Annotated in this window: 25 protein-coding genes and 1 pseudogene; 9 read left to right on the forward strand and 17 right to left on the reverse strand. The window is 66.1% G+C overall.

The genetic code is table 11. The features are described 5' to 3' along the window. The first annotated feature begins 67 nt into the window (after nucleotides 1-67). Complete coding sequence (locus tag KAY22_RS03745; RefSeq protein ID WP_296620179.1) at nucleotides 68-496, forward strand: nuclear transport factor 2 family protein; 429 nt, start codon at nucleotides 68-70, stop codon at nucleotides 494-496. A gap of 33 nt (nucleotides 497-529) precedes the next feature. On the opposite strand, the gene KAY22_RS03750 is transcribed toward KAY22_RS03745, so the two are convergent. The 3 genes from KAY22_RS03750 to KAY22_RS03760 are packed head-to-tail and all read right to left on the reverse strand — an operon-like array spanning nucleotide 530 to nucleotide 4,582. Further along, entirely contained in the window at nucleotides 530-1,297 is a 768-nt protein-coding gene (locus tag KAY22_RS03750) for an SDR family oxidoreductase (protein ID WP_296620230.1), read from the reverse strand. Then, a complete protein-coding gene (locus KAY22_RS03755) occupies nucleotides 1,288-2,187 on the reverse strand; it encodes an SDR family NAD(P)-dependent oxidoreductase (RefSeq protein WP_296620180.1) in 900 nt (299 codons plus the stop codon). The genes KAY22_RS03750 and KAY22_RS03755 overlap by 10 nt, the downstream gene beginning before the upstream one ends. A 1-nt stretch (nucleotide 2,188) precedes the next feature. Next, nucleotides 2,189-4,582: a TonB-dependent receptor gene (locus KAY22_RS03760; RefSeq protein WP_296620183.1), complete on the reverse strand. Its 2,394-nt coding sequence runs from the start codon at nucleotides 4,580-4,582 to the stop codon at nucleotides 2,189-2,191. A gap of 287 nt (nucleotides 4,583-4,869) precedes the next feature. Between KAY22_RS03760 and KAY22_RS03765 the strand changes: the two genes are divergently transcribed. Next, entirely contained in the window at nucleotides 4,870-5,655 is a 786-nt protein-coding gene (locus tag KAY22_RS03765) for an SDR family oxidoreductase (protein ID WP_296620184.1), read from the forward strand. Nucleotides 5,656-5,691: 36 nt separating this feature from the next. Here KAY22_RS03765 and KAY22_RS03770 read toward each other — a convergent pair whose 3' ends face one another. The 5 genes from KAY22_RS03770 to KAY22_RS03790 form a co-directional block, all read right to left on the reverse strand. Further along, nucleotides 5,692-6,438 (reverse strand): helix-turn-helix transcriptional regulator, encoded by a 747-nt coding sequence (locus tag KAY22_RS03770; RefSeq protein WP_296620186.1) that lies wholly within the window; start codon nucleotides 6,436-6,438, stop codon nucleotides 5,692-5,694. Nucleotides 6,439-6,598: 160 nt separating this feature from the next. Beyond that, nucleotides 6,599-7,399 carry an SDR family NAD(P)-dependent oxidoreductase gene (locus KAY22_RS03775; protein ID WP_296620188.1) on the reverse strand — a complete coding sequence of 267 codons (801 nt, stop codon included), beginning with the start codon at nucleotides 7,397-7,399 and terminating at the stop codon, nucleotides 6,599-6,601. Then, nucleotides 7,399-7,848, reverse strand: coding sequence for a nuclear transport factor 2 family protein (locus KAY22_RS03780; RefSeq protein WP_296620189.1), 450 nt, complete (start codon nucleotides 7,846-7,848; stop codon nucleotides 7,399-7,401). The genes KAY22_RS03775 and KAY22_RS03780 overlap by 1 nt, the downstream gene beginning before the upstream one ends. Next, on the reverse strand, nucleotides 7,845-9,011 hold the full coding sequence (locus tag KAY22_RS03785) for a sulfotransferase (RefSeq protein WP_296620191.1): 1,167 nt from the start codon (nucleotides 9,009-9,011) through the stop codon (nucleotides 7,845-7,847). Before KAY22_RS03785 ends, KAY22_RS03780 begins: the two co-directional genes overlap by 4 nt. A gap of 20 nt (nucleotides 9,012-9,031) precedes the next feature. Next, nucleotides 9,032-9,772, reverse strand: a complete 741-nt coding sequence (locus KAY22_RS03790) for an SDR family oxidoreductase (RefSeq protein ID WP_296620232.1) — start codon at nucleotides 9,770-9,772, stop codon at nucleotides 9,032-9,034. A 207-nt stretch (nucleotides 9,773-9,979) separates the two neighbouring features. On the opposite strand from KAY22_RS03790, the gene KAY22_RS03795 reads away from it, so the two are divergent. The 7 genes from KAY22_RS03795 to KAY22_RS03825 are packed head-to-tail and all read left to right on the forward strand — an operon-like array spanning nucleotide 9,980 to nucleotide 16,252. After that, nucleotides 9,980-10,771, forward strand: a complete 792-nt coding sequence (locus KAY22_RS03795) for a glucose 1-dehydrogenase (protein WP_296620193.1) — start codon at nucleotides 9,980-9,982, stop codon at nucleotides 10,769-10,771. Between the two features lie 5 nt (nucleotides 10,772-10,776). Next, a complete protein-coding gene (locus KAY22_RS03800; RefSeq protein WP_296620196.1) occupies nucleotides 10,777-11,538 on the forward strand; it encodes an SDR family oxidoreductase in 762 nt (253 codons plus the stop codon). Between the two features lie 4 nt (nucleotides 11,539-11,542). Further along, nucleotides 11,543-12,784 carry an NADH:flavin oxidoreductase gene (locus KAY22_RS03805; RefSeq protein WP_296620198.1) on the forward strand — a complete coding sequence of 414 codons (1,242 nt, stop codon included), beginning with the start codon at nucleotides 11,543-11,545 and terminating at the stop codon, nucleotides 12,782-12,784. After that, nucleotides 12,774-13,550 carry an SDR family oxidoreductase gene (locus KAY22_RS03810; protein WP_165324014.1) on the forward strand — a complete coding sequence of 259 codons (777 nt, stop codon included), beginning with the start codon at nucleotides 12,774-12,776 and terminating at the stop codon, nucleotides 13,548-13,550. The genes KAY22_RS03805 and KAY22_RS03810 overlap by 11 nt, the downstream gene beginning before the upstream one ends. Further along, on the forward strand, nucleotides 13,547-14,638 hold the full coding sequence (locus KAY22_RS03815; RefSeq protein ID WP_296620202.1) for a DUF1214 domain-containing protein: 1,092 nt from the start codon (nucleotides 13,547-13,549) through the stop codon (nucleotides 14,636-14,638). Before KAY22_RS03810 ends, KAY22_RS03815 begins: the two co-directional genes overlap by 4 nt. Next, entirely contained in the window at nucleotides 14,631-15,101 is a 471-nt protein-coding gene (locus KAY22_RS03820) for a nuclear transport factor 2 family protein (RefSeq protein WP_296620205.1), read from the forward strand. Before KAY22_RS03815 ends, KAY22_RS03820 begins: the two co-directional genes overlap by 8 nt. Further along, nucleotides 15,098-16,252 carry an acyl-CoA dehydrogenase family protein gene (locus KAY22_RS03825; RefSeq protein ID WP_296620207.1) on the forward strand — a complete coding sequence of 385 codons (1,155 nt, stop codon included), beginning with the start codon at nucleotides 15,098-15,100 and terminating at the stop codon, nucleotides 16,250-16,252. The genes KAY22_RS03820 and KAY22_RS03825 overlap by 4 nt, the downstream gene beginning before the upstream one ends. A gap of 104 nt (nucleotides 16,253-16,356) precedes the next feature. Here the strand turns inward: KAY22_RS03825 and KAY22_RS03830 are convergent, their stop codons facing one another. The 9 genes and pseudogenes from KAY22_RS03830 to KAY22_RS03870 all read right to left on the reverse strand — a co-directional run. Then, nucleotides 16,357-17,106: an SDR family oxidoreductase gene (locus tag KAY22_RS03830; RefSeq protein ID WP_296620209.1), complete on the reverse strand. Its 750-nt coding sequence runs from the start codon at nucleotides 17,104-17,106 to the stop codon at nucleotides 16,357-16,359. Between the two features lie 20 nt (nucleotides 17,107-17,126). Beyond that, nucleotides 17,127-18,326, reverse strand: a complete 1,200-nt coding sequence (locus KAY22_RS03835; RefSeq protein WP_296620211.1) for an acetyl-CoA C-acyltransferase — start codon at nucleotides 18,324-18,326, stop codon at nucleotides 17,127-17,129. Continuing rightward, the gene (locus KAY22_RS03840; RefSeq protein WP_296620213.1) at nucleotides 18,319-18,705 is read right to left on the reverse strand and encodes a nuclear transport factor 2 family protein; all 387 of its coding nucleotides are present in this window, start codon (nucleotides 18,703-18,705) and stop codon (nucleotides 18,319-18,321) included. Before KAY22_RS03840 ends, KAY22_RS03835 begins: the two co-directional genes overlap by 8 nt. Nucleotide 18,706: 1 nt before the next feature. Next, nucleotides 18,707-19,174, reverse strand: a complete 468-nt coding sequence (locus tag KAY22_RS03845; RefSeq protein ID WP_296620215.1) for a MaoC family dehydratase — start codon at nucleotides 19,172-19,174, stop codon at nucleotides 18,707-18,709. Then, nucleotides 19,171-19,953 carry an SDR family oxidoreductase gene (locus KAY22_RS03850; RefSeq protein ID WP_296620218.1) on the reverse strand — a complete coding sequence of 261 codons (783 nt, stop codon included), beginning with the start codon at nucleotides 19,951-19,953 and terminating at the stop codon, nucleotides 19,171-19,173. The genes KAY22_RS03845 and KAY22_RS03850 overlap by 4 nt, the downstream gene beginning before the upstream one ends. Then, nucleotides 19,950-21,068, reverse strand: coding sequence for an acyl-CoA dehydrogenase family protein (locus KAY22_RS03855; protein WP_296620220.1), 1,119 nt, complete (start codon nucleotides 21,066-21,068; stop codon nucleotides 19,950-19,952). Before KAY22_RS03855 ends, KAY22_RS03850 begins: the two co-directional genes overlap by 4 nt. Beyond that, entirely contained in the window at nucleotides 21,068-21,982 is a 915-nt protein-coding gene (locus KAY22_RS03860) for an SDR family oxidoreductase (protein WP_296620223.1), read from the reverse strand. The genes KAY22_RS03855 and KAY22_RS03860 overlap by 1 nt, the downstream gene beginning before the upstream one ends. A gap of 13 nt (nucleotides 21,983-21,995) precedes the next feature. Then, the gene (locus KAY22_RS03865; protein ID WP_296620226.1) at nucleotides 21,996-22,595 is read right to left on the reverse strand and encodes a phenylacetic acid degradation protein PaaY; all 600 of its coding nucleotides are present in this window, start codon (nucleotides 22,593-22,595) and stop codon (nucleotides 21,996-21,998) included. After that, nucleotides 22,595-22,882: pseudogene (locus KAY22_RS03870) on the reverse strand (acetyl-CoA C-acetyltransferase); the annotation flags it as partial. The gene KAY22_RS03865 and the pseudogene KAY22_RS03870, both read right to left, overlap by 1 nt.

The raw sequence follows: 22,882 nt of genomic DNA on the forward strand, positions 1-22,882 counted from the left end.
GAAGATGGCGGTTCGAGACGATTGTCCTTAGCTTTTGCGTAGCAGAGAGGATGATTCGGAGCGAAATATGGAAAATCAGCGCGAGGCGATCCGTAACCAGCTGGCGCGATTCGCCCGCATCCTCGACTCGCGGAGGTGGGACTCGGTCGGAGAGGTCTTCGCCGACGAGGTTCGCTTCCATTATGGCGATGGCCGCGAGCAGGCGGGTATCGACGCCATGCGCGAGCAATTCCGTGCCTTTCTGGACGGGTGCGGACCGTCGCAGCATCTGCTCGGCAGCATCATGATCGAGCCCGATGGCGACGGCTGGTTGAGCCGCGCCTATGTGCAGGCGCGACATCAGGGGCGGGGAGAGCGCTCCGACCGGATTTTCGACACGCATGGTGACTATGTCGATCGCTGGCGCAGGATCGATGGGGCGTGGAAGATCGTACGCCGCGACGTCGCCTGGTCGATGCACATTGGGGACCCGACCGTGCTGGGGCCTGGCGACTGAAGCAGGCCCGTCGTTTCCGGCGAGCGCCGGCGGTCAGGGCCGGATCGAGGCGCCGCCGTCGACCGCCAGAACCTGCCCGTTGATCCACTCGCCGTCGGGCGAGAAGAGCATCGCGACCATCGCGGCGATGTCCTCGCTTTCGCCCAGCCGCCAATGGCGGTGCGCGGCGAGGACCTGCTTCTGGAATTCGACCGGCATGTTCTGCTTGATCTGCGCGGTCATCACCATCCCCGGCGCGATCGCATTGGCGCGGACGCCTTCCTTGCCCCAGCGGCTGGCGATGTGGCGGACCAGCGCATTCACCGCCGCCTTGGTCATCGCATAGGCGACGCGCTCGGGCTCGCCCATATGCGCCGCCGAGGAGGAGGTGACGACGAAGGCGCCGCGGTTCGCGACGAGATGGGGGAGAGCATGGCGCGCGCAGGACAGCACGCCGCGCATATTCACCGCCACGGTCGCGTCGAACGTGTCGAGCGTGATCGTCACTGCGTCACCATCCTCGCGGATCGCCTTCATGTTCGCCGCATTGGCGTGCATGAAATCGAGCCGGCCGAAATGGTCGACGGCCCTGGCGACAAGCGAGGCGACCGAGGCGTCGTCGGCCTGATCATAGGCCATGCCGATCACCTTGTGACCATCGGCAGCCATGGCTTCCGCGTCGGCCTTGGCAGCGTCGCCGTTGAGGTCTCCCAGCAGGACACCGGCACCCTCCTGGGCGAGCCGCAATGCCGTTGCCGTGCCAATGCCACCAGCACCCGCGACGATCGCAACCTTGCCGTCGAGTCTCTTCATCATGCGTATTCCGCCAAGCCGGTAATGGCCGGGTGCGACCAGGCCGGCGGTTCCGCCGGCGGCAGGCTGTCGCGGCCGTCGAGCGATCGTACGTCGAGCCGCTGGTCGTGCGGCCATTGCATCGAATAGGCGATCCGCCCGGTCCGTTCTGCCGCAGGCAGATGGCACATGTCGAGCACGGTCGCGGCGATATAGGCCACGTCCTCGGTCGGATAGTCGTCGGGGATCAGCTGGTCGGCACCCGGCGTGCGGATTGCCGTCGACGGGGCGACCACATTCACGGCGATGTTCCAGTCGAAAAGCTCGGCAGCCAGTCCCTGGCTAAAGCGGTTGAGCGCCGCCTTCGTCGCGGCATAGACGGTGTCGCCGCCGGCCCGCGCATAATCGGCAAAGGGCCGGAGCGGCGGCATGGCGGTGACCGAGCCGATGTTCACGATCCAGCCGGCCCCTGCCGCCTTCATTGCGGGGATTGCGGCGCGGCTGAGCGCGAAGGGGACTTCGAGATAATGGAGAAGCGTCCGCCGGAAGGTGTCGTCGGTCATCGCGTCGATCCGCGCATAATCGGCGAAGCCGGCATTGTTGACGAGGATGTCGATCCTGCCGGCTGCCGCGATCGTCCGTTCGATCAGCGTGCTGCGCTCCGCTTCGTCCTCCAGATCTGTTGCCAGCGCGATCGCACGACCGCCGGCTGCTTCGATAAGAGAAAGCGTCTCGTCGAGCGTTCCGGCGACCTGCTGGTCAGCCCCGAACCGCTTCTGAACGGCTGGGGCGCCGACCGAGCGCGCGGTGATGACCACCGTCGCACCGGCCGACGCCAGCCTTTGAGCGACCGCCCGGCCGATGCCGCGGCTGGCACCAGTGACCAGCGCGACACGACCGGCAAGCTGCGGTTGCGGCATCTTAGAAGGCAAAGCCCAGTTCGACGCCGTAGGTGCGACCGCGATCATAGGTGCCGACGAGCGACAGCACCGGCGCACCGAAGGAGATATACTGCTTGTCGAGCAGGTTCTGACCGAAGGCCGAGACCGAGAAGCTCGAGTTGCCGACCGGCACGTTCATGAGGCCGACACGGCCGTCGACGAGCCAGTAGCCGGGCTGCTTGTTCTCGTTTTCCAGCACGACCTGTCCGGTAAGGTTCCGGAACGGAGTCGAGGTCAGATAGTAGCTGCTGCGGTACCGGCCTTCGACGCGCGCCTGGAGATGGCTGCCGTTCGAGAATTCGGGCGCGTCATATTGCGCCGAAGCCCGCGCGGTCCACTTCGAGTTATAGGTGGTGCGCGCGACATTGGCCACGTCGACGCCGTTCAGGATGAACGTCTTGTAGTTGAGATCGGCGTAACCGATGTTGCCGCTGAGCACGAGGCCACGAACCGGCACGACGTCCGCCTCAACTTCGAACCCCTTGATCTTCGCCTTACCCGCATTGTCGAAGAACTGGCGGCCATTGATGAAGTTCTGCGTCTGCAGGTCCTTATAGTCGCTGTAGAAGGCCGCGACGTTCAGGCGCAGGCGGTTGTCGAACATCTGTGTCTTGGCGCCGAGTTCGTAGGCGACCAGCGTTTCCGGCTTGTACGGAATGCCGCTGAGAATGCCGCCGGCGACATAGCCGCTCGAGATCTTGCCATAGACGGTGGAGTCGTCGGTCGGCCGCCAGGTCACGATGCCGGTATAGTTCAGCTTGTTGAACGACACCGAATATTTGCCGACGCCGAGCGCGCCGCCCTGTGCGTTGGAGATCGCGTTGATGTTCAGCTTGCGATCGTCGATCGTGTAGCGGAGCCCGCCGGTGACATCGACCCGGTCACCCAGGTGGATCGTCAGCTGGCCGTAACCCGCGATCGAGTCGTTGATCGACAGCGTATCGGTCAGACCGCTGCCGAAGACCGCATCGAGCGGGCTCGGAACGACGACGCCGTTTGGCGTCGGCGAAAGAATGCCCAGTACGTCGGTCGCAGGCGACCGCTCATGGAAGTAGAAGGCACCTGCGGTCAGCTCGTAATTCTCGCCATCGAGCTGGATCTGGAATTCCTGGCTGAACTGCTTCTGGCTCGTATCGCGCGAAGTGAGCAGCGAGAAGAAGGCGTCGTTCGGACCCGGGATGTTGGCCGGGTTGAACAGCGCCGCCTGGATCTGCGCCGGGGTAAGGCCCGGGGTGATCAGGGCGCCGAGCTGCCCGAAGGTGAACCGCAGGCCGCCGCTGGCGGCGAGATCGTACACGTTCGGGTCCTGCTTGAACTTGCGATAGGCGGTGATGCTCTTCAGCGTGACGAGATCGTTCGGCTTGACCGCCAGCGTCAGGCTGTGGCCCTGCGTCACGACATGCTCGGCGCTGGTCGCGTTGGCGACCGACTTGAGCCGCGCGTTCGGCGAGATGTTGGTGATGCCGCCGAAGAAGGGCTGCAGATTGACGATCGGCTGGAGCAGCGCCCCCGACTGATCGGGAATCACGCCCAGGCTCTGCATCGCGCGGCCGACGGTGCGCGAGTCGGTATAGTCGAAGCGATAGTCGGCGGTCAGGTTGCCGAACTCGCCGCGGATCGCCAATTGCCCGCCATCGATGTTGCGGCCGCCCAGCTTCTTGGCGAAGGTCTGCGTGCCGAATTTCGGATCGCGCAGCGACATGTTGAGCGTCTTGCCGCCGAGCAAATTGGTGTAGTCGCCGGCGATCTCGTCATGGAGATAGGCGAATTTGACCGAGAAGGGGCCGAAGGCGGGCAGGTTGACGACGACCTTGCCGCGGATGGCGTCGTAATTGCCATAGGAGACGTTACCGCGCACATCGAACTCGCCGGTCGGATCCGCGCTGACGAGGCTGATCGCGCCGCTGGTGGCGTTACGTCCGAACAGCGTGCCCTGCGGACCGCGCAGCACTTCGACGCGCTGGATGTCGGCCAGGTCGAAGATCGAGCCGACGGTACGGCCGATATAGACGCCGTCGAGGTAGATGCCGACCTTCGGGTCGACCGCGTTGTTCGATACGCCCGAAGCGACACCGCGAATGGCGATAGACGGGTTGCTCTGCAGGCCCTGCGTCTGAATCTGAAGGCTGGGTGCGAGACCCGCGAGATTCTTGACGTTGGTGACGCGCAGCGTGTCGAGCTGCTCGCTGCTGATCGCGGTGACGGCCACGGGAACCTTCTGCAGGCTCTCGGCGCGGCGCTGGGCGGTCACGACGATCTCTTCAAGGCCGGCCATGCCCGCGTCGGACGTCTGCGGCGCAGTTTCCTGCGCGACGGCTGCAGTGGCAAGAAGGGAAACGCCGGCAAGCGCCAGCGCGGTGGTGGTGAAGCGCATGAAATCCTCTCCTGAGTCGACGCTGTAATTGTCTCCGGAGTCGTGCCCGTTTCGGGTTCGCGCCACCGGCTCGGTACGTCTGGATGGCGCGCAGCCTTTGGCCGCCGCGCCGTCCTCTAAAGGCTCAGCTCGCCCTGTCCTTACATCTCGGCATGTCCCCCGCTCTCCTTTTTCGACTTGCGCTGGATATTTGTCTATCGTTTACGCAAGTGAGGAATGTATCGACAGTTTGACGGCCAATCCAGTCAAATTTGGACCAGAGTCGACGAATTTGAACGATAATTTGGATGAGGAGCTTGAATATGGGCGAGGCAATGGCTGGCAAGGTCGTCATCGTGACCGGCGGCAGCGATGGAATAGGCCGCACAACTGCGGTGGAACTCGCTCGAAACGCTGCGCATGTCGTCATCTGCGCGCGGCGGGAGAATGTTCTCGCAGAGGCGCATGCCGAGGTGCAGGCCGCAGGATCGGTCGAGTCGCACATTCTCGATGTCGGCGATGCTTCAGCCTTTGCCGGGTTGATCGCCGATGTGGCGAAGCGCCACGGTCGTCTTGACGGGCTCGTCAACAACGCCATGGCCGTCAGCTACAAGGACGTGCTGGACCTGACGCTCGACGACTGGCGCCACGATTTCCGCGTCAATGCCGAGGCGGTGTTCGTCGGCACACAGGCGGCGATGCGTATCATGCTGCCACAAGGCTGGGGCTCGATCGTCAACATCTCCTCGCTCAACGGCCTGCGCGCGATGCCCGGCATGGCGAGCTATTCGGCGTCGAAGGCTGCGCTCGTGCATTTCAGCGCAGTGGCGGCGGCCGAAGCGGCGCCGCACGGCGTGCGGGTGAACGTGGTCGCTCCCGGCCAGGTGATGACGCCCGCGACGCGCGCCTTCGCCGCCGCCGACCCCGACCGCAATGCGCGCGTTTCGGAGACGATCCCGATGCGTCGTGGCGGCGAGCCCGAAGAAATTGCGCGCGTCATCCGTTTCCTGCTGTCGGACGAAGCCTCCTTCGTCACCGGGGCCTGCCTGCCCGTCGATGGCGGCAAGCTCCAGCAGCTTTACGTCCCAGCCTGATTCATTGGCCAGCCTGATCCATTGGCCGGCCTGATCTCAGGGACGGATCAGCGGGCGCATCGACCGGGCGACGGCCAGCACGCAGTGCCATTCGCCCGGAAGTGCGGCGGTCCGCCGGTCGTCCTGCGCGATCGCGCGCAATTCGGCGCGGAAGCGCTCGATCGATTCGCGGACGCGGGCGGCGCCGAGCGGTGACAATTTGATCGTCTCGGCGCCGAAGATCGTCTCCGGGTCACCATAGTCGATCGTTGCAAACAGCTGTTTCAGATGTCGTTCGAAATGACGCCGCATCGGTACGCGTTGCCAGGCATGGGCCGGGCTGATCCGCGACCGCACCCGCCCGCCGGGTAGCCGGTCGACGAGAGCAAGCCGTTCGAGCTTGGCGAGATGCCGCTCGACGGTGTCCGGTGGAATGTGGAAGCCCTCGGTCGCCTCGCTCGGTGGCCATCCATTGACGATCAGGAAGAAGATCGTCGACAGATCCTTGTCCTGGGTCAGCGCTTCCTCCTGCGCCAGGGTAAGCTGGTCCTTTTCCTGCTCGGCGGTGCGGCTGCTGTCGGCGAGCTCACCCAAGGTCGTGTCCGCGAGGCGGCACAGCTGCGCCAGCGTGTTGAAGCTCAGGCCACGGCCGTGGAGCCAGCGCTTGATCGTGGCCGAGCCGACTTCCAGTTCCTCGGCGAGTTTCGCCTGTGTCCAGCCGGCCGCCCGCAGGGCGCGCCGCAAGGCGGTCAGCAGCGCCGCAGCCTCTCCGTCGGCGGTATCATTTGCTGAGTCGTCCAGCATCTTTCGGTGATCCATCGTGGCAAAGTGAGAGCGACCCGGAGGGGAGGCAAGCATAATCTCTCTCCTGCGATGTCCGGCCGCCTTCGACGCTGTCGGTCGGACTTCCGACCCTCACTGATCCGGCCGTCGTCCGCGACGGCCGGATCTCTTATTTCAGCGTTCAGCGGCCGCCATTGGCGGCGATGTCGATCCCGTTGACGAAGCCCGCGCGCGGGTCCGCCAGAAAGGCGACGACATGGGCGATGTCGGCAGGTTCGCCGATCCGGCCGGCGAAGTTCGAGATCATTCCGTCCTGCACCTGCGCGGTGATCGCATCCCAGTCGTCGGCCCAGCCATTGGCCTTGGCCATCTCCTTCAGCCAGCGATCGGGGCCGGTCGAATGGGTCAGCCCCGGGCTGATGCTGTTCGATGTGATGCCGGTGCGCGACAGCGCCATCGCCAGGCTGCGTGTGAGCGAGCGGATGGCGAGCTTCGCCGCCTGATAATCGGGGATGATCGCCATCGGAAAATCCGCCGACTCGCTCGACAGCTGGATGAGCCTGCCCCAGCCGGCCTCGCGCATGCCCGGCACCGCCAGCTTAACCAGCCGGACGATCGATCCGACGTTGGAGTTGTAGCTGCTGTTCCAGATGTCGGCGTCGGTATCGAGCCACGCCATCGTCCCGCCGCCGGCCGACTCGCCGCCGGCATTGTTGACGAGAATGTCGACGCCACCCATCGCCGCAACCGCGCCGTCGAACACCGCCTTGGCACCCGCATCGTCGGACAGCGATCCGGTCACGGCATGGACCGCACCGCCGGCCGCCGCGACGCGCTCCCGCGCCGCCGCCAGCCGCTCCTCATTGCGTCCGTGCAGGCAAACGTCCGCGCCCTCTTCCGCCAGACGAAGGGCAATGCCCTCGCCCAGGCCCGCGCTCGATCCGGTGACGAGCGCGCGCTTGCCTTCTAGCGGGCGTGCCATCAGCTATACTCCAGCTTGATGCGGGTGAGGCGCGTCGCTGACATCAGCCAGCGGTCGCCGACCTTCACATAGCGGTCATGATAATGGCCCCAGCCATGCATCCGTCCGGCGGGGAGCACCGGATGCCCCTCGGGCGTCCAGAGCCAGTCTTCCATCGACCAGATCGCCTTGGCTTCAGTCGGGGAAAGAACGTCGATCCGCGGCATATAGCCGAAATGCGCGGTCTTCACGCCGCCCAGGACATAGGCATTGTTCTGCGCGAAGGCCTTGGGGTCGTGCGACAGAAGATCCGGATTGTGCGGCTCGACCGCCTCGCGCATGTCGGTTTCGGCATCGGGCGTGAAATTGGCGACGAGAGCGTCCCAATCCTGTTCGTCGATGCAGCGGAAATACTCCGCCTTGCAGCGCTTCACGCCCTCGATGGCGAGCAAAATATCGATCGGGTTCATGCGGTCACCTTTTCGCCAAGATAGGCTGCGCGATATTCGGCGAAGTCCTGCTCCACCAATTCGCGGGTCAGCCCGAAATCCTCGAGCGCATAGCGGTGCGGCGCGCGGTCCTCGCGCTTGTTCGCCTCGACCCACTCGGCCATGCCGGCTTCGATCTCGGGCGTCACCGCAATACCCGCCTCGGCTAGCACGCGCTTGCCCTCTTCGACCGGCTTCGTCGTGGTGTCGGTGTAGCGGACATCGATGAAATTGTCGGGGCCGACCTTGGCGCGCACCGACATGAACAGGTCGAGCAGTTCGGCCAGGCGCTTCTCCCAGAAGGCTCCGATCCGCTCGCGGTCGACGGTCGATCCCATATGGTAGAGCGTCGTCATCATCGAGCAGTAGGACGGCACCGTCTGGACCGGATCGCGATGCGTCATCACGATCTTGGCTTCGGGGAAGGTGTCGAGCACGCCGTCGAGCGCCATCAGGTGGCCGGGCGTCTTGAGCACCCACTTGGCGCCGCGCCGGGCCGGATCCTGCCACTGCAGCGACTGGAGGATTTCCTTGAGATCCGCATAGCAGCGGGTGCGGCTGTTCTCGACCAGCCAGCGGGCATAGCTTGGCACATGATACATCCCCTCGATCATAGTCGAGGAGAAGAGCAGGCCGAGGATGATCAGTTCCTCGTCCGACTGGTCGATGCTCATCGGATGGATCGACATCAGCTCGGGGGCATGTTCGAGCATATAGGCGAGATACTGTTTGGCCGCATCGCGCCGGGCGTCGGGCTTGCCGCGCTCCTCGCCGGGGAAGGGGGCGTAATTCTGCGCCTCCCACCATTTCACGCCGGTCATGCCGGGTGCGGACGACAGCATCCGGTGCAGCATCGTGCTGCCCGTTCGCGGCAGGCCCACCACGACGGCGGCGATATCGACCTTCTCGTCGAGGATCTCGGGGTGGCGCTTGATCAGGTCGACATGGCGCAGGCGGTTGGTCAGCGCGGTGACGATCATCGCCTCCGCCCCGCCGACGCCCACCTCGGTCAGTTCGGCCTCGCTGTTCAGGACGGGAATCAGTGCATCCAGATTCTCGAAGATCCAGGGATCGCCGAAGTCCGACAGGCCGGTCGCTTCGATCGCACGGGCCGCCAGCGTCGCCCGGTCGCTTACCTTGCTCATTGCATTCCTCTCCAAAAGGCTCAGACGCCGTAGCCGCCGGCGACGGCGAGCTGTTGTCCGGTCGTGTAGCCCGCACGGTTCGATATCAGGAAGGACACGGCATGGCCGATCTCTTCCGCCTTGCCCCAGCGCCGCAGGGGCAACTGCGACTGCACCTCTTTGACCCAGGCGTCGTCGAACTGGCCCTGGGCGAGAAGCTCGTGGAACATGCCCGCGTCAATCACGCCGACAAGCACGCTGTTGGCGCGGATGCCGTGGCGGCCTTCCTCCTTGGCGATGCCGCGCACGAGCGACTCGTTCGCCGCCTTGGGGGCGACCGACAGGCCGTCGCGCGGCGGCCAGTAGAGGTCGCCGGCCGATCCGAGATGGACGAAGGAGCCGCCGCCCGACGCGCGGAAATGGGGGATCAGCGCCTGCGCCGCCGAGAAGAAGCCGTTGACCTCGACCTCGATCGCCCGCTTCCATTTCTCCAGCGGGGTTTCGGAGAGATGGAGCTGGTCGACCAGCGGGCCGGCCGCCCAGACCAGCCCGTGGACCCGCCCATGTTCCGCGATGGCCGCGTCGCGCGCGGCATCCAGCGTGGCGGGCTCGGTCGCATCGACCTGGTGCAGCGACACCTTGCGGCCGTGCGCGCGCAACTCCCCAGCGAGCGACTCCGCAGCGTCGCGCTTGCTGCGGAAGCATAGCGCCACGTCACTCCCATCGCGCGCGAGCGCACGCGCCGCGGCGGCGCCGAGTCCGCCGGTTGCGCCGAGCACCATCGTGGCGCCCTCTGGAAAAATCTGATCGCTCACGCGTCCCCTCCTTATGGTAATGGCGGTTCGCATTGCGCCGCTCCATTATCTCTGCGCCACTGAATTGCAGACTGAGACGGCTAAATCAACACGCATAGCTTGACATGGAAGCGTGAAATGCGGAGGCTTGCGTAACAGAGCCGGTCACAAGCCGGTCATATTCGGAGGGGCCACATGGCGAGACTGGCAGGCAAGGTAGCAATCATCAGCGGCGCAGCGCAGGGCATGGGCGCGGCCACCGCCCGACTCTTCGTCGCCGAAGGTGCGAAGGTCGTGATGGGCGACGTGCTCGACGAGAAGGGCCGCGCCGTCGCCGCCGAACTCGGCGAAGCCAACGCGCTCTATCAGCATCTCGACGTCCGCGAGGAGGATCAGTGGGCCGCCATCGTCAAGGCCGCCACCGATCGCTTCGGCAAGCTCGACATTCTCGTCAACAATGCCGCCGTCACCCATTTCGGTGCCGCCGAAGAACTGCGCAAGGAAGACGCCGAGCGCGTGCTGGGCATCAACCTGATCGGCACGATGATGGGCGTGAAGCATGCGGTTCCCGCGCTGAAGGCCAATGGCGGCGGCGTGATCGCCAATATCTCTTCGGTCGACGGCATGCGCGGCTGCAACGGCCTCGTCGCCTACACCGCCAGCAAATGGGCGGTGCGCGGCATTTCCAAATCCTACGCCTATGAATTTGGTCCGCACGGCATTCGCGTCGTGTCGATCCATCCGGGCGGCGTGAACACCGAGATGGGCAATCCCGGTCGCGAGAGCGTCGAGACGGTCAATGCCCGCTCCTTCCGGCGGGTGCCGCTGCAGCGCATCGGCGAGCCGGAGGAAATCGCGCGGGCGACGCTGTTCGTCTGCAGCGACGAGGCGAGCTACATCTCCGGCGCGGAGATCGCGGTCGACGGCGGCTGGACCGCCGGTCACTATGAGCCCGCTCTGCCGGGCTGCCCCGACAGCCTGCGCTGATCGCGATGGCCAAGCTCGACAAAAAGGTCGCGATCGTGACCGGCGCCGGACAGGGCGTCGGTCGCGGCATCGCGCTCGCGCTTGCCGCCGATGGCGCCGCTGTGGCCGTCGTCGGCAGGACGCTCGACAAGGTCCGGTCGGTCGCGGCTGAGATCGAAGCCGCCGGTGGCAAGGCGCGCGCCTTTCACTGCGACGTCAAGGATGCCGGCTCGATAGCAGCGTTGGTCGCGGATGTGGTCGGCGCTTTCGGCGGCGTCGACATCCTGGTCAACAATGCGCAGGAAGTGCCGCTCGGTCCGCTCAGCGACGTGAGCGACGAAGCCTTCCTCGCTGGATTCGAGTCGGGTCCGCTCGCCACCTTTCGCCTGATGAAGCAGTGCCGCCCGCATCTCGCAAAATCGGGCGAGGGCGTGATCATCAACCTCGCCACCTCGGCTGCGGTGCGCTGGGACATGAGCGGCTACGGCACCTATGCCGCCGTCAAGGAGGCGACCCGCATCCTGACGCGCGCCGCTGCCGCCGAATGGGGCATGGAGGGCATTCGCGTGCTGACCGTAGCGCCCCACGCGGATTCGCCCGGCCTCAAGGCCTGGATCGAGGCGCGACCCGAGGAGGCCGAAGCCTTCTTCCGCACGATCCCGCTGCGCCGCATTGGCCGGTGCGAGCAGGATATAGGCCGTGCCGTCTCCGCCCTGTGCGGGCCGGAGTTCGGCTATCTGACCGGCGCCACCGTCCCGCTGGACGGCGGCCAGGCGAATTTCGACTGATCCGATGGGCAACGCATTCACCCCGGTGACGATCGGCCCCGTCACGCTCCGCAACCGCTTCATCCGTTCGGGCGCGAACGAGATGATGACCTATCGCTCGCGCCCCACGCAGTCGCTGCTGGAATTCCACAGGAAGCTGGCGGCTGGCGGCGTGGGCATGACCACGCTGGCCTATGTCGCGGTGTCGCCCGACGGGCGTACCTTCGCCAGCCAGGGCGTGCTCAACGCCGCGAGCGTCGCCGACTATCGCGCGATCACCGATGCGGTCCACGCCGAAGGCGCGCTCGCCTCCGCCCAGATCACTCATGGCGGCAGCTTCGTCCAGCACAAGGAATTGTCGACGCCCCGCGCGATGTCTTCATCGGGCGGCATCGACAAGATGGGCGTGATGATGGGCCGCTTCTTCCAGCGGCAGATGAACCGTGCCGACATGGATCAGGTCCGCGACGAATTCGTCGCCGCCGCGCGCTATGCGGTCGACGCCGGCTTCGACGCGGTCGAGCTCCACATGGGCCATGGCTATCTGCTCAACCAATATATCTCGCCGCTCTCCAACAAGCGCCGCGACGATTATGGCGGCACTGCCGAAAAGCGCGCGCGCTTCCCGGCCGAGGTGCTGGCGGCGGTCAAGCAGGCGGTCGGCGATCGCATCGCGGTGCTGGCGAAGATCAACCTCTACGACGGCGCCAAGGGTGGTGCCACGGTCGAGGACGGCATCGTCACCGCGAAGGCGCTCGAAGCGGCGGGTGCGGACATGCTGGTGCTGTCGGGCGGGCGGAACATCGAAGCGAGCTATGTGATGTTCTCCAGCCCGCTGCCCTATGACGATCTGGCGCTGATGCAGCGCGGTTTCTTCGCCAAGCTGCAATTCCGGCTGCTCAAGATGGCGACGCCCAAGACCGTCAAATTCTCCGAACTCTATTTCCTCGACGCAGCGCGGCGCGTGCGTGCGGCGGTCAGGTGCAAGCTCGGCTATCTGGGCGGCGTGCTGTCGCTCGACGCTGCGGAGAAGGCGCTGGCCGAGGGTTTCGACGGTGTCGTGATGGCGCGCTCGCTTGTCCACGATCCTGCACTGGTTTCGAAATGGCAGGTCGACGCGACGCATCGTTCTGCCTGTGATGCCTGCAACCGCTGCGTAGCGGTGATGTACGGCCCGGCGGGCACCTACTGCACCCAGACGGGCAATGCGATCGATTCCAAGCTCAACAAAATATATGCTGGAGAGGAGCTCAATCATGCTGCTTAAGGACAAGGTGATCGTGATCAGCGGCGTCGGCCCGGGGATGGGCCAGTCGCTGGCGAAGATCGCGGCGGCGGAAGGTGCCAAGGTCGGTCTCGGTGCGCGCAACAAGGCGTTCCTCGACGAGGTCGTCGCAGAGATCAAGGCGAAGGGCGGGCAGGCGATCGCGCTGGCCACCGACGTGACCAAGGCCGACCAGTGTCAGGCGCTCGCCAAGGCGACCGCAGAAGCCTTCGGGCGGATCGATGGCCTCGTCAACTCGGCCTATATGCATGGCGAATGGCTGCCGACCGACATGGCCAATGCCGAGGAGTTCGCCGACGTGTTCAACGTCAACTGCGCCGGTGCGCTGCGCATGGCGCAGGCCTGCCTCGACGAGCTCAAAAAGTCCAAGGGCGCGATCGTCAACGTTTCGACCATGTCGACCGTCAATCCCTTCCCGGGCGAAGGCGCCTATTCCGCCGGCAAGGGCGGCATGAACGCGCTGACCCGCCACATGGCAAAGGATTTCGGTCGTCACGGCATCCGCGTCAACGTGACCCGCATGGGCTGGATCGGCGGTGCGCCGGTGTGGGGCCATATCGACCGGGAAGTCGCTGGCGGACGTGACCGCGACGAGGTCGTCGGCGAGATCACCGGCCGCATTCCGCTGGGCATCATCCCGCCCGAGGAGGATTGCGCCAAGGCTGTCCTGTTCATGGTTTCCGACTATTCCAAGGTGGTCAACGGGGCGTCGCTCGACGTCAACGGCGGCCAATATATGGCGCCATGAGCAACGAGGTGGATCGGGTCGCGCCGGGCGAGGTCTGGCGCGACTTTTGTCGCCGGCTTGAAAAGGCCGGCGACCTCGTCTTCAACGCCGAAGTGGCGGGCACGCCGATCGACCAGGCCGAGGGCTATCGCTATCTCTCGCGTCTGATGCGGATCGCGCTGGAGATGCATCTGGAGAATTCGGATACGGATTTCCCGGGCTTCTACCAGGCCTCGCATCCGACTGCGAAGATCGGTGCGGACAATCCCGACAATCTCTATCTGAACGCCTCGATCAGCGGCGAGCGGCGCTATCGCATCACCGGCAAGCGCGGCACAGTGCCGATCCTCAGCTTCGGCTCCAAGGCGAACCGCTATGCGGTCGACGGCACCATGGCCTCGACCGGCGAGATCGACTCCGCCGACATGGTGTTCGAGGCAGACGGCAGCTTCGAGATCATCGCCTCGAAGGAGAAGGCGAACGGCAACTGGCTGCCGCTGGCCGACGACACGTCGATGCTGCTGGTGCGCCAGACCTTCCTCGACCGCGACAACGAGCAGCCGGCGACGGTGAAGATCGAGGCGATCGATCCGCCCCGCGCGACGCCGGAGCCGCTGAGCCTGCCCAAGCTCGAACAGAGTTTCGGCAAGGCCGTAGCCTTCGTCGAGGGGACGGCGAAGACCTTCCTGCACTGGGCGGACCTGTTCAAGAAGGAGCAGCTCAACCGGCTGGCGACCACCGACCAGACGATGTTCTTCAAGGCTGGCGGCGATCCGACGATCTTCTACCTGCACGGCTATTGGAAGCTCGAGCCGGGCGAGGCGCTGGTCATCGAGACGCCGGTGCCGGACTGTACCTTCTGGAACTTCCAGCTCGACAATATCTGGATGGAGTCGCTCGATTACCGTTTCCACCGCGTCCATGTGAACAAGCACAGTGCGAAAACCAATGCGGACGGCTCGGTGACGATCGTCGTCGCCGAACGCGACCCCGGCTATGGCAATTGGGTGGATACGGCCGGGCATGAACATGGGACGATGCTGCTGCGCTGGACCGGCGCGACCGAGCATCCGGTCCCGACAACCAAGGTGGTGAGGTTAGATGGCTGATCTTGAAGAACGTATCGCAAGGCTGGAGGCGGAGAGCGACATCCGCCGGTTGAAGGCCCGCTATCTGAACGCCTGCGATGCGAAGGACGTGGATGCCATCCGCGCCTGCTTCACCCCCGATGCCGAACTCGATTACCAGCCTGTCGGGAAATTCGGTCCTGACGGGCTGATCGAGGCCTTCACCCAGATCGCGCTGCACAGCCCGATCGTGGATGTGCACCAGATCCACAATGGCGAGATCGAGGTGATCGACGCCGACCATGCGAAAGCGCGCTGGAGCCTCGGCTTCTCGACCTATGATCCGCGCGACGGCAGCTTCCGCCTGATCGGCAGCTTCTATCATGACGACTATGTGCGCACCCCCGATGGCTGGCGCGTGTCGAAATCGCGCCATGAGCCGCGCACCATCATGGATGGGAAGCTCGGCGAGACCGGCGTCACCGCACGGTCGATCCTCGCATGAGCGGCCTGCGCGAAGAAGCCCGGGCCTGGCTGTCCCAGGCGCTCGACGGTCCTTTTGCCGACATTCGCGGCATTGCCGACCTGTCGAGCGAATATGACCGGCGCAAGCAGTGGGAACTCGCGCTGGGCGAGGCGGGACTGGGCGCGGTCGGCTGGCCGGTCGAGCATGGCGGACGCGGTGCCACCATCGCCGAGCAGGTCGCGGTTGCCGAGGAATATGCGCGGCTCCACGCGCCCCCGCGCATCGCCCACGTCGGGGTCGAACTGGCAGGGCCGACGATCATCGCCTTCGGGACCGAGGCGCAGAAGGCAAAATTCCTGCCGGGCATCGTGTCGGGCCGCGAGCTGTGGGCGCAGGGCTATTCCGAGCCCAATGCCGGCTCCGACCTCGCCAATGTCCGGACAAAGGCGCGGCTCGAGGGCGATCGCTGGATCATCGACGGGCAGAAGATCTGGACCTCGCTCGGCATGATCGCCGACTGGGCCTTCGTCGTCGCGCGCTGCGAGGAAGGGAGCCGGGGACCCAAGGGCCTCGTCTATCTGCTCGTGCCGCTCGATCAGCCGGGCATCGTGCGTCGGCCGATCCGGCAGATGACCGGCGAGGCCGAGTTTGCCGAGCTGTTCTTCGACGGCGCCGTGACCGATGCCGACAATATCGTCGGCGCGCCGGGGCAGGGCTGGCAGATCGCCATGGCGACACTGGGCTTCGAACGCGGTGTGTCGACCGTCGTCCAGCAGATGCACTTCGCCAATGAACTCGCCGCCCTGATCCGCCTCGCCCGCGCCAACGGCGCCGATCGCGACCCGTCGCTGCGCCGCCGGATTGCCGACGCCTGGATCGGGCTGGAGGTCATGCGCCACGGTCTGGTGCGGACGCTGTCCGACGAGGCGACCGAGGAACTGGGCGAAGAGGCGCTGACTTCGAAGCTCTACTGGTCGCGCTGGCATCGCGACCTGGGCGATCTCGCCATGGACGTGCAGGGCCTCGCGGGCGAAGTGGCCGAAGGCGACCATTATCGCTTCAACCAGCTCACCCACATGCATCTGGCAAGCCGGGCGGACACGATCTACGCCGGCTCGAGCCAGATCCAGCGCAACCTGATCGCCGAACGTGGCCTCGGCCTGCCCAGGGAACCCCGCGGAGATCTCTGACAGGGATGGACGGGCGGAAGGGATTTCTTTCGCCCGCCTGTCCGGCCTAGGTGAGCCCGAGCGAAGCGCCTGCCGCGTTTCGCTCGGGATTTTCGTTCAGCGGTTCAGCGCGCCAGATAGCCGCCGTCGACCGCGAGCGGGTGGCCTGTGATGAAGCTGGCCTTGTCCGAAGACAGGAAGACCACCGCATCGGCGATCTCTTCGGCACGGCCCATGCGGTTCATCGGGTGCATCTGCGCCATGAACGCCCGGCTCTGGTCGCTCAGGCCCTCGGCCTCGGTCATCGGCGTGCTGATGGCGCCGGGGCAGACGCAGTTCACGCGGATGCCCTCGGCGGCATAGCGCATAGCGGCCGAGCGGGTGAGGCCGACCACGGCATGCTTGCTGCCGCAATAGCCGGCCCCGGCGAGACCGACCATGCCGGCGACAGAGGCCGTATTGACGATCGAGCCCGAGCCCTGCTTGGCCATGTGGCGCAGTTCGGCCGCCATGCAGAGCATGACGCCGCGCTGGTTCACGGCGACGACCTTGTCGTAGAGTTCGACCGACTCCCACGGGGTCGTATAGTCTTCGAGCGACACGCCGGCATTGTTGAAGGCGATGTCGAGCCGGCCCCATTTGGCAACCACCCCGTCGACCGTGGCTTCGACCGCCGCCTGATCGGTGACGTCGAGCGCGATCGAATAGGCCTCGCCCCCGGCAGCGATGATGGTCTCGACGGTTTCGTTCGGGTCCTTGAGGTCGGCAACCGCCACCTTCGCGCCCTCGGCAGCGAAGGCAATCGCGGTGGCCGCACCGATCCCGCCCGCGCCGCCCGTGACGAAGGCGATGCGGTTCTCGAGCAATCCTGCCATGGTCTGTCTCCCTGGTTCGATCAGACGATTTCGAACAGTCCTGCGGCGCCCATGCCGCCCGCGATGCACATCGACACGACCGCATAGCGAACGCCGCGGCGGCGGCCTTCGAGCAGGGCGTGGCCGACGAGGCGCGAGCCGGTCATGCCGAACGGATGGCCGAGCGCGATGCCGCCGCCGTCGACGTTGAGCCTGGCCGGATCGATGCCGAGCTTGTCGCGGCAATAGAGCAGCTGGCTGGCGAAGGCCTCGTTGATCTCCCACAGGCCGATGTCGTCGACCGTGAGGCCGGCGCGGTCGAGCAGCTTCGGAATGGCGAAGACCGGGCCGATGCCCATTTCCTCGGGCGCGCAGGCCGCGACCTGCATGCCGCGATAGATGCCCAGGATCGGCAGGCCTTCCTTTTCGGCGAGCGCGCGCGACATCACGACCTGCGCCGAGGCGCCGTCTGACAGCTGGCTGGCATTGCCGGCGGTGATGTGGCGACCTTCCTTGATGATCGCACCATCCTTGTAGACCGGCTTCAGCGCGGCCAGTCCCTCGGCGGTGGTGTCGCCGCGGACGCCTTCGTCGCGATCGAGGACGACGTCCTGATGGCCCGCTGCGGTGCCGTCCTTCTCGAACAGCGCCTTGCGGACCGAGATGGGGACGATCTCGTCGGCGAAGCGGCCTTCGGCCTGCGCGGCTGCCGCACGCTGCTGGCTTTCGGCCGAGAAAGCGTCCTGCGCCTCGCGCGAAATGCCATAGCGCTCGGCGACGATCTCGGCGGTCTCGATCATCGGGATATAGGCATGCGGTTCGGCCGCAATCACCGCTTCCGACCGGTTCCGATAGGTCGAGGCATGTTTGGTCAGCGTCAGGCTGATCGACTCCACGCCGCCGGCAACGGCCACGTCGATATCGTCGGCAATGATCGAGCGAGCGGCCAATGCGACGGCGGTCAGGCCCGAGCCGCATTTGCGGTCGAGCGCGAAGCCGGGCGCGTTGCGCAGGCCCGACGTCGCTGCCGTCAGCCGGCCGAGATTATAGCTCTGCGTACCCGACTGCGTGCCGACGCCGAGGAAGATGTCCTCGACGCGCTCAGGATCGATCCCCGCCCGTTCGACGGCCGCGCGGACGACATGGCCCGAGAGCACCGGGGCCTCGGTGTCGTTGAATGCGCCGCGATAGGCGCGACCGATGCCCGTGCGGGCGGTGGAAACGATGACGGCTTCACGCATGGGGCATACCTTCAAATCCGGTCATGTTGGTCGGGCCGAAGAAAGCCTTCATCGACACGACCTTGCCGGCCTCGTTGAACTGGAAAAGATCGATCACGTCGACGCGCATGCCGGGCTTGGCGAAGCCGACGTTGAACGCGAAGGCAGCAGTGTCGCCGGCGATGCGGACGGGGCCTTCGAGGTTCAGCTTCGGCTTGCCCTGCATCGAGGCGGTGTAGAAGGCGCGGATGGCGTCATGGCCGATATGTGGCGGAGTGCCCACCGGGTCTTCCACCGTCGCATTCTCCGCGAACAGGCCGACCACCATTTCGGGATCGCAGGCGTCGAACGCCGCGACATAGGTTTCGACCGCGCGGACCATATCTGCAGCATTGGGCATGTCAGCTCTCCGGATAATAGCGACTGATGGTGTCGACTGTGCAGGCCGGTTTCTCCGACCCTTCGAGTTCGATGGTAATCCGCACGATCGACTGGATCGAGCCCTTGATCTCCTCGACCTTCACGATTTCACCGGTACCGCGAATGCGCGAGCCGACCGGTACGGGTGCGAGGAAACGGGTGCGGTCCATGCCGACGTTCACGCCGTGGCTGACGCGCTGCACTTCGATCAGCTGGGGCAGGAAGGCATTGGCGAGGCTGAGCGTCAGATAGCCATGGGCGATCGTCTTGCCGAACGGGCCGGTCGCCGCGCGCTCGGGATCGACATGGATCCACTGCCGGTCCTCGGTCGCCTCGGCGAACTGGTCGATCCGCGACTGTTCGATGGTCAGCCAGGGCGTGGGGCCGAGCAACGTGCCCTCCGCGCCGAGAAGGTCGCGCGGCGAGGCGAAGATGCGGGTCTCGCTCATGCGTGCTGGCTCGACACCGACAGGACTTCTCCCGTCATGTAGCTCGACAGATCCGAGGCGAGGAAGATCATGACGTTCGCCACTTCCCACACTTCGGCGGGACGGCCGAAGGCCTCACGCTTCGACAGTTCGGCGAGCAGTTCATCGGTCGTGACCTTGGCGAGGAAGGCGTGCATCGCGATCGACGGCGCGACCGCATTGATCCGCACGCCATGCTGCGCCGCCTCGATCGCCGAGCAGCGGGTGAAAGCCATCACGCCGGCCTTGGCGGCGGCATAGTGCGACTGACCCTCCTGCGCGCGCCAGCCCAGCACCGAGGCATTGTTGACCACCGATCCCTGGCCACGCTCGTACATGTGCGGCAGGAAGGCGCGGCTCATCCGCATGACCGAGGTCAGGGTGACGTCGATGACGCGGCTCCACTCGTCGTCCTTCATGTCGACGACGCTCGCGGTCCCGCCCAGGCCCGCATTGTTGATCAGCACGTCGACATGGCCGAGTTCGGCCAGAGCGGCATCGCGCAGTGCGAGCACGTCCTCTTCGCGGGTCACGTCGCACAGCTTGACCGCCGGGCGCGTGCCGGTCGCCTCGGCGATCCGGTCGGCCGCCTCGTTGAGGCGGCGCTCGTGGAAGTCGCTCATCAGCACGGTGGCGCCTTCTTCCGAGGCGCGCTTCGCGGCCGAGAAGCCGATGCCGGTACCCGCCGAGGCGGTGACCACGACGGTCTTGCCGGCCAGCAGGTTGCGACCGGGCGGATAGGGGGGAACGATACGGCTCATGCGGTGACCTCGTCGATGATGGCGCGCGCGATGGCGTCGCGATGCTCGTCGATCCGATCGAGCATCGTCGCCGAGGACCGGGCGCGTTTGAAGAAAAGATGTGCGTGATGTTCCCAGGTGTAGCCGATGCCGCCGTGCAGCTGGATGCCGTCGGCGGCGCAGCGCAGATAGGCGTCGCTGCAATAGGCGCGTGCGCCATGCGCGGCCTTGGCGAAGTCTCCGCCCTCGGCAATCGCACGCGCGGCCCAGTCGGCGGCGGAACGGGCGCTGTCGACCAGCAGCTTCATGTCGGCCATGCGGTGCTTCATCGCCTGGAACGAGCCGATCAGCCGACCGAACTGGACCCGCTGTATCGAATAGGCGACCGTTTCGTCGAGCGTGCGCGCGGCGCCCCCAACCTGTTCGGAGGCCAGCAGGCCGGCAGCGGCGGTCCAGGCTTCGCGCAGCGGCCGCCCGGCATCGGCGACGAACTCGCCCTCCGCCAGTTCGACGCCATCGAAGCGCACGGTCGCCATCGGGCGGGTGAGGTCGAGCGAAACGACGCGCTCGATGGTGATGCCGGCGCGATCGGCGGGGATCGCGACGAGGCCGATATCGTCCCAGCCATTGCCCCCGCCCGTCGCCACGATCAGGATCGAGGCTGCGTGTCCGAAGGAGACATAATGGGCTTCGCCGCTCAGTCGGCCGTCGACGATGCGCGGGCCGATGCCGTGGGGCAGGGCGCCGCCACGCGCGTCGCGCAGCGCGAGGGTCGCGACCTCGCCACTCGCGATGCGGCCGAGCAATTCCTGGCGCTTTGCGGCCGGAAAGGCGCGGGCGATCGTGCCGCCGGCGAGAACAACGCTTTCGAACCAGGGAATGGGGGCGAGCGTCCGGCCGAGTTCCTCGAGGATCAGCGCCTGCTCGATAGCGCCCAGGCCGATGCCGCCGTCTTCCTCGGCAATGCCGAGTCCGGCGAAGCCCAGTTCCTGCGCGAAGCCGAGCCACAGCTCTTCGTCCCAGCCGGCTTCGCTGTCGATCGTCTTGCGCAGCCGCTCGAAATCGGCGCGGTCGGCGAGATACTCGCGTGCCGCTTCGCGAATGGCGATCTGGTCGTCGGTCAGGGTCAGGGCCATCAGCCTGCTCCGTAGACGGGCTTGGCGGGCGCGCGGCCCGCGACGAGGGCTTCCACGACGGCACCAACCTCATCGGCGCGCAGCGCGCGGCCCACATCGGCCGAGGTCGGCCCGTCGGTCCAGCCCTGGGCGATGCGGATCGTGCCGCCGAACGGCTCGAACACCTGCCCGGTCACATGGGCGGATGCCTCGCTGGCCAGCCAGGCGACGAGCGGCGCTGTGTTTTCCGGAGCGTAGGGATCGAAGGCGGCTTCCTGCATCGACGTCATCGTGTCCGCGAAGGCAGTCATCGTCATCCGCGTGCGGGCGTTCGGGGCGAGCGCATTGGCGGTGATGCCGTAGCGCGCCAATTCGGTCGCTTGGACCAGCGTCAGCGTGGCAATCCCGGCCTTGGCCGCCGAATAGGCGCTCTGCCCGACGCTGCCCTGCAGGCCCGCGCCCGAAGTGGTGTTGACGATACGCGCCGCGACCGGGCGGCCCGCCTTCTGCTCGGCGCGCCAATGATCGACGGCGTGACGGCTCAGGCAGAAATGGCCGCGCAGATGGACGCGGGTGACGGCGTCCCATTCCTCGGGCGTCGCCGAGACGAACATCCGGTCGCGGACGAAGCCGGCATTGTTGACGACGGCATGGAGCGCGCCGAAGGCATCGATCGCCTTGCGGACGGTTTCCCGCGTCGCTTCCCAATCGGCGACGTCGGCGGTGTCTGCGATCGCTTCGCCACCCGCCGCCCGGATCTCGTCGACCACCTTCTCGGCGGCACCCTTCGACTCGCCCGCTTCACCATGGGTTCCGACGCCGAGATCGTTGACGACGACCTTGGCACCCTCGGCGGCGAGGCCCAGCGCATAGGCGCGGCCTAGGCCGCCTCCCGCGCCGGTGACGATCACCACCCGTCCTTCGCAAATACCCATCAGCGTCTTCCTCTCAATTGGCGCGCGACAGGCGCACGGCCCGGGCACCGCCGGCAGGGCGGCGGCGGTCGGGCTCGGGCGCCGTCAGCGCTTCGCATTCTTCGAGTTCGGCGAGCGAGCGGCGGGCGAGGCGCACATATTCGCCGTCATCCTCCATCCGCCACATCACCTTGTCGGCGTCGATCGTCCGCACCGCCTGCGCGGGGTTGCCCGCCAGGAGCGTGCGCTCCGGCGCGCGCATCCCCGATTTGACGAGGCTAAGCGCGGCGACGAGGGATTCGTCGCCGATCTCCGCGTCGTCGAGGACGACCGCGTTCATCCCCACCAGCACATGGCGGCCCAGCGTGCAGCCGTGCAGGATCGCACCATGCGCAACGGTGCAGCCATAGCCGACGATGCAGTCGGTCTCGGCCGAGCTGTGCAGCGTGGCATTGTCCTGGATCGAGGCATTGCCCTCGACCATTATGCGTCCGAAATCCCCGCGCAGCGACGCACCCGGGCCGATATAGCAGCCCGGGCCAACGATCACGTCGCCGATCAGCGACGCGGTGGGATGCAGGAACGCGCCGGGGTCCACCACCGGCACCGATCCCTCGAACGCATAGACCGGCATCACCCCAGCCGTTCGATGATGGTGACGTTGGCGAGGCCACCACCCTCGCACATCGTCTGCAGACCATAGCGGCCGCCACGGCGCTCGAGCTCGTACAGCAGGGTCGTCATCAGCTTGGCGCCGGTGGCGCCGAGCGGATGGCCGAGCGCGATCGCGCCGCCATTGACGTTGACCTTCGAGAGGTCGGCGCCGAGATCCTTGGCCCAGGCAAGCGCGACGCTGGCAAAGGCCTCGTTGATCTCGACCAGGTCGATGTCCGACAGCTTCAGGCCGGTTTTTGCCAGCGT

This window comes from Rhizorhabdus sp. (genome assembly GCF_018006725.1).
GTDB lineage: Bacteria > Pseudomonadota > Alphaproteobacteria > Sphingomonadales > Sphingomonadaceae > Rhizorhabdus.

Excerpts from the sequence above, each read along its gene's own strand:
- KAY22_RS03745 (WP_296620179.1), top strand. The coding sequence starts at position 68 with ATGGAAAATCAGCGCGAGGCGATCCGTAACCAGCTGGCGCGATTCGCC.
- KAY22_RS03755 (WP_296620180.1), bottom strand. The coding sequence starts at position 2,187 with ATGCCGCAACCGCAGCTTGCCGGTCGTGTCGCGCTGGTCACTGGTGCC.
- KAY22_RS03760 (WP_296620183.1), bottom strand. The coding sequence starts at position 4,582 with ATGCGCTTCACCACCACCGCGCTGGCGCTTGCCGGCGTTTCCCTTCTT.
- KAY22_RS03765 (WP_296620184.1), top strand. The coding sequence starts at position 4,870 with ATGAGGAGCTTGAATATGGGCGAGGCAATGGCTGGCAAGGTCGTCATC.
- KAY22_RS03770 (WP_296620186.1), bottom strand. The coding sequence starts at position 6,438 with ATGCTGGACGACTCAGCAAATGATACCGCCGACGGAGAGGCTGCGGCG.
- KAY22_RS03775 (WP_296620188.1), bottom strand. The coding sequence starts at position 7,399 with ATGGCACGCCCGCTAGAAGGCAAGCGCGCGCTCGTCACCGGATCGAGC.
- KAY22_RS03780 (WP_296620189.1), bottom strand. The coding sequence starts at position 7,848 with ATGAACCCGATCGATATTTTGCTCGCCATCGAGGGCGTGAAGCGCTGC.
- KAY22_RS03785 (WP_296620191.1), bottom strand. The coding sequence starts at position 9,011 with ATGAGCAAGGTAAGCGACCGGGCGACGCTGGCGGCCCGTGCGATCGAA.
- KAY22_RS03790 (WP_296620232.1), bottom strand. The coding sequence starts at position 9,772 with ATGGTGCTCGGCGCAACCGGCGGACTCGGCGCCGCCGCGGCGCGTGCG.
- KAY22_RS03795 (WP_296620193.1), top strand. The coding sequence starts at position 9,980 with ATGGCGAGACTGGCAGGCAAGGTAGCAATCATCAGCGGCGCAGCGCAG.
- KAY22_RS03800 (WP_296620196.1), top strand. The coding sequence starts at position 10,777 with ATGGCCAAGCTCGACAAAAAGGTCGCGATCGTGACCGGCGCCGGACAG.
- KAY22_RS03805 (WP_296620198.1), top strand. The coding sequence starts at position 11,543 with ATGGGCAACGCATTCACCCCGGTGACGATCGGCCCCGTCACGCTCCGC.
- KAY22_RS03810 (WP_165324014.1), top strand. The coding sequence starts at position 12,774 with ATGCTGCTTAAGGACAAGGTGATCGTGATCAGCGGCGTCGGCCCGGGG.
- KAY22_RS03815 (WP_296620202.1), top strand. The coding sequence starts at position 13,547 with ATGAGCAACGAGGTGGATCGGGTCGCGCCGGGCGAGGTCTGGCGCGAC.
- KAY22_RS03820 (WP_296620205.1), top strand. The coding sequence starts at position 14,631 with ATGGCTGATCTTGAAGAACGTATCGCAAGGCTGGAGGCGGAGAGCGAC.
- KAY22_RS03825 (WP_296620207.1), top strand. The coding sequence starts at position 15,098 with ATGAGCGGCCTGCGCGAAGAAGCCCGGGCCTGGCTGTCCCAGGCGCTC.
- KAY22_RS03830 (WP_296620209.1), bottom strand. The coding sequence starts at position 17,106 with ATGGCAGGATTGCTCGAGAACCGCATCGCCTTCGTCACGGGCGGCGCG.
- KAY22_RS03835 (WP_296620211.1), bottom strand. The coding sequence starts at position 18,326 with ATGCGTGAAGCCGTCATCGTTTCCACCGCCCGCACGGGCATCGGTCGC.
- KAY22_RS03840 (WP_296620213.1), bottom strand. The coding sequence starts at position 18,705 with ATGCCCAATGCTGCAGATATGGTCCGCGCGGTCGAAACCTATGTCGCG.
- KAY22_RS03845 (WP_296620215.1), bottom strand. The coding sequence starts at position 19,174 with ATGAGCGAGACCCGCATCTTCGCCTCGCCGCGCGACCTTCTCGGCGCG.
- KAY22_RS03850 (WP_296620218.1), bottom strand. The coding sequence starts at position 19,953 with ATGAGCCGTATCGTTCCCCCCTATCCGCCCGGTCGCAACCTGCTGGCC.
- KAY22_RS03855 (WP_296620220.1), bottom strand. The coding sequence starts at position 21,068 with ATGGCCCTGACCCTGACCGACGACCAGATCGCCATTCGCGAAGCGGCA.
- KAY22_RS03860 (WP_296620223.1), bottom strand. The coding sequence starts at position 21,982 with ATGGGTATTTGCGAAGGACGGGTGGTGATCGTCACCGGCGCGGGAGGC.
- KAY22_RS03865 (WP_296620226.1), bottom strand. The coding sequence starts at position 22,595 with ATGCCGGTCTATGCGTTCGAGGGATCGGTGCCGGTGGTGGACCCCGGC.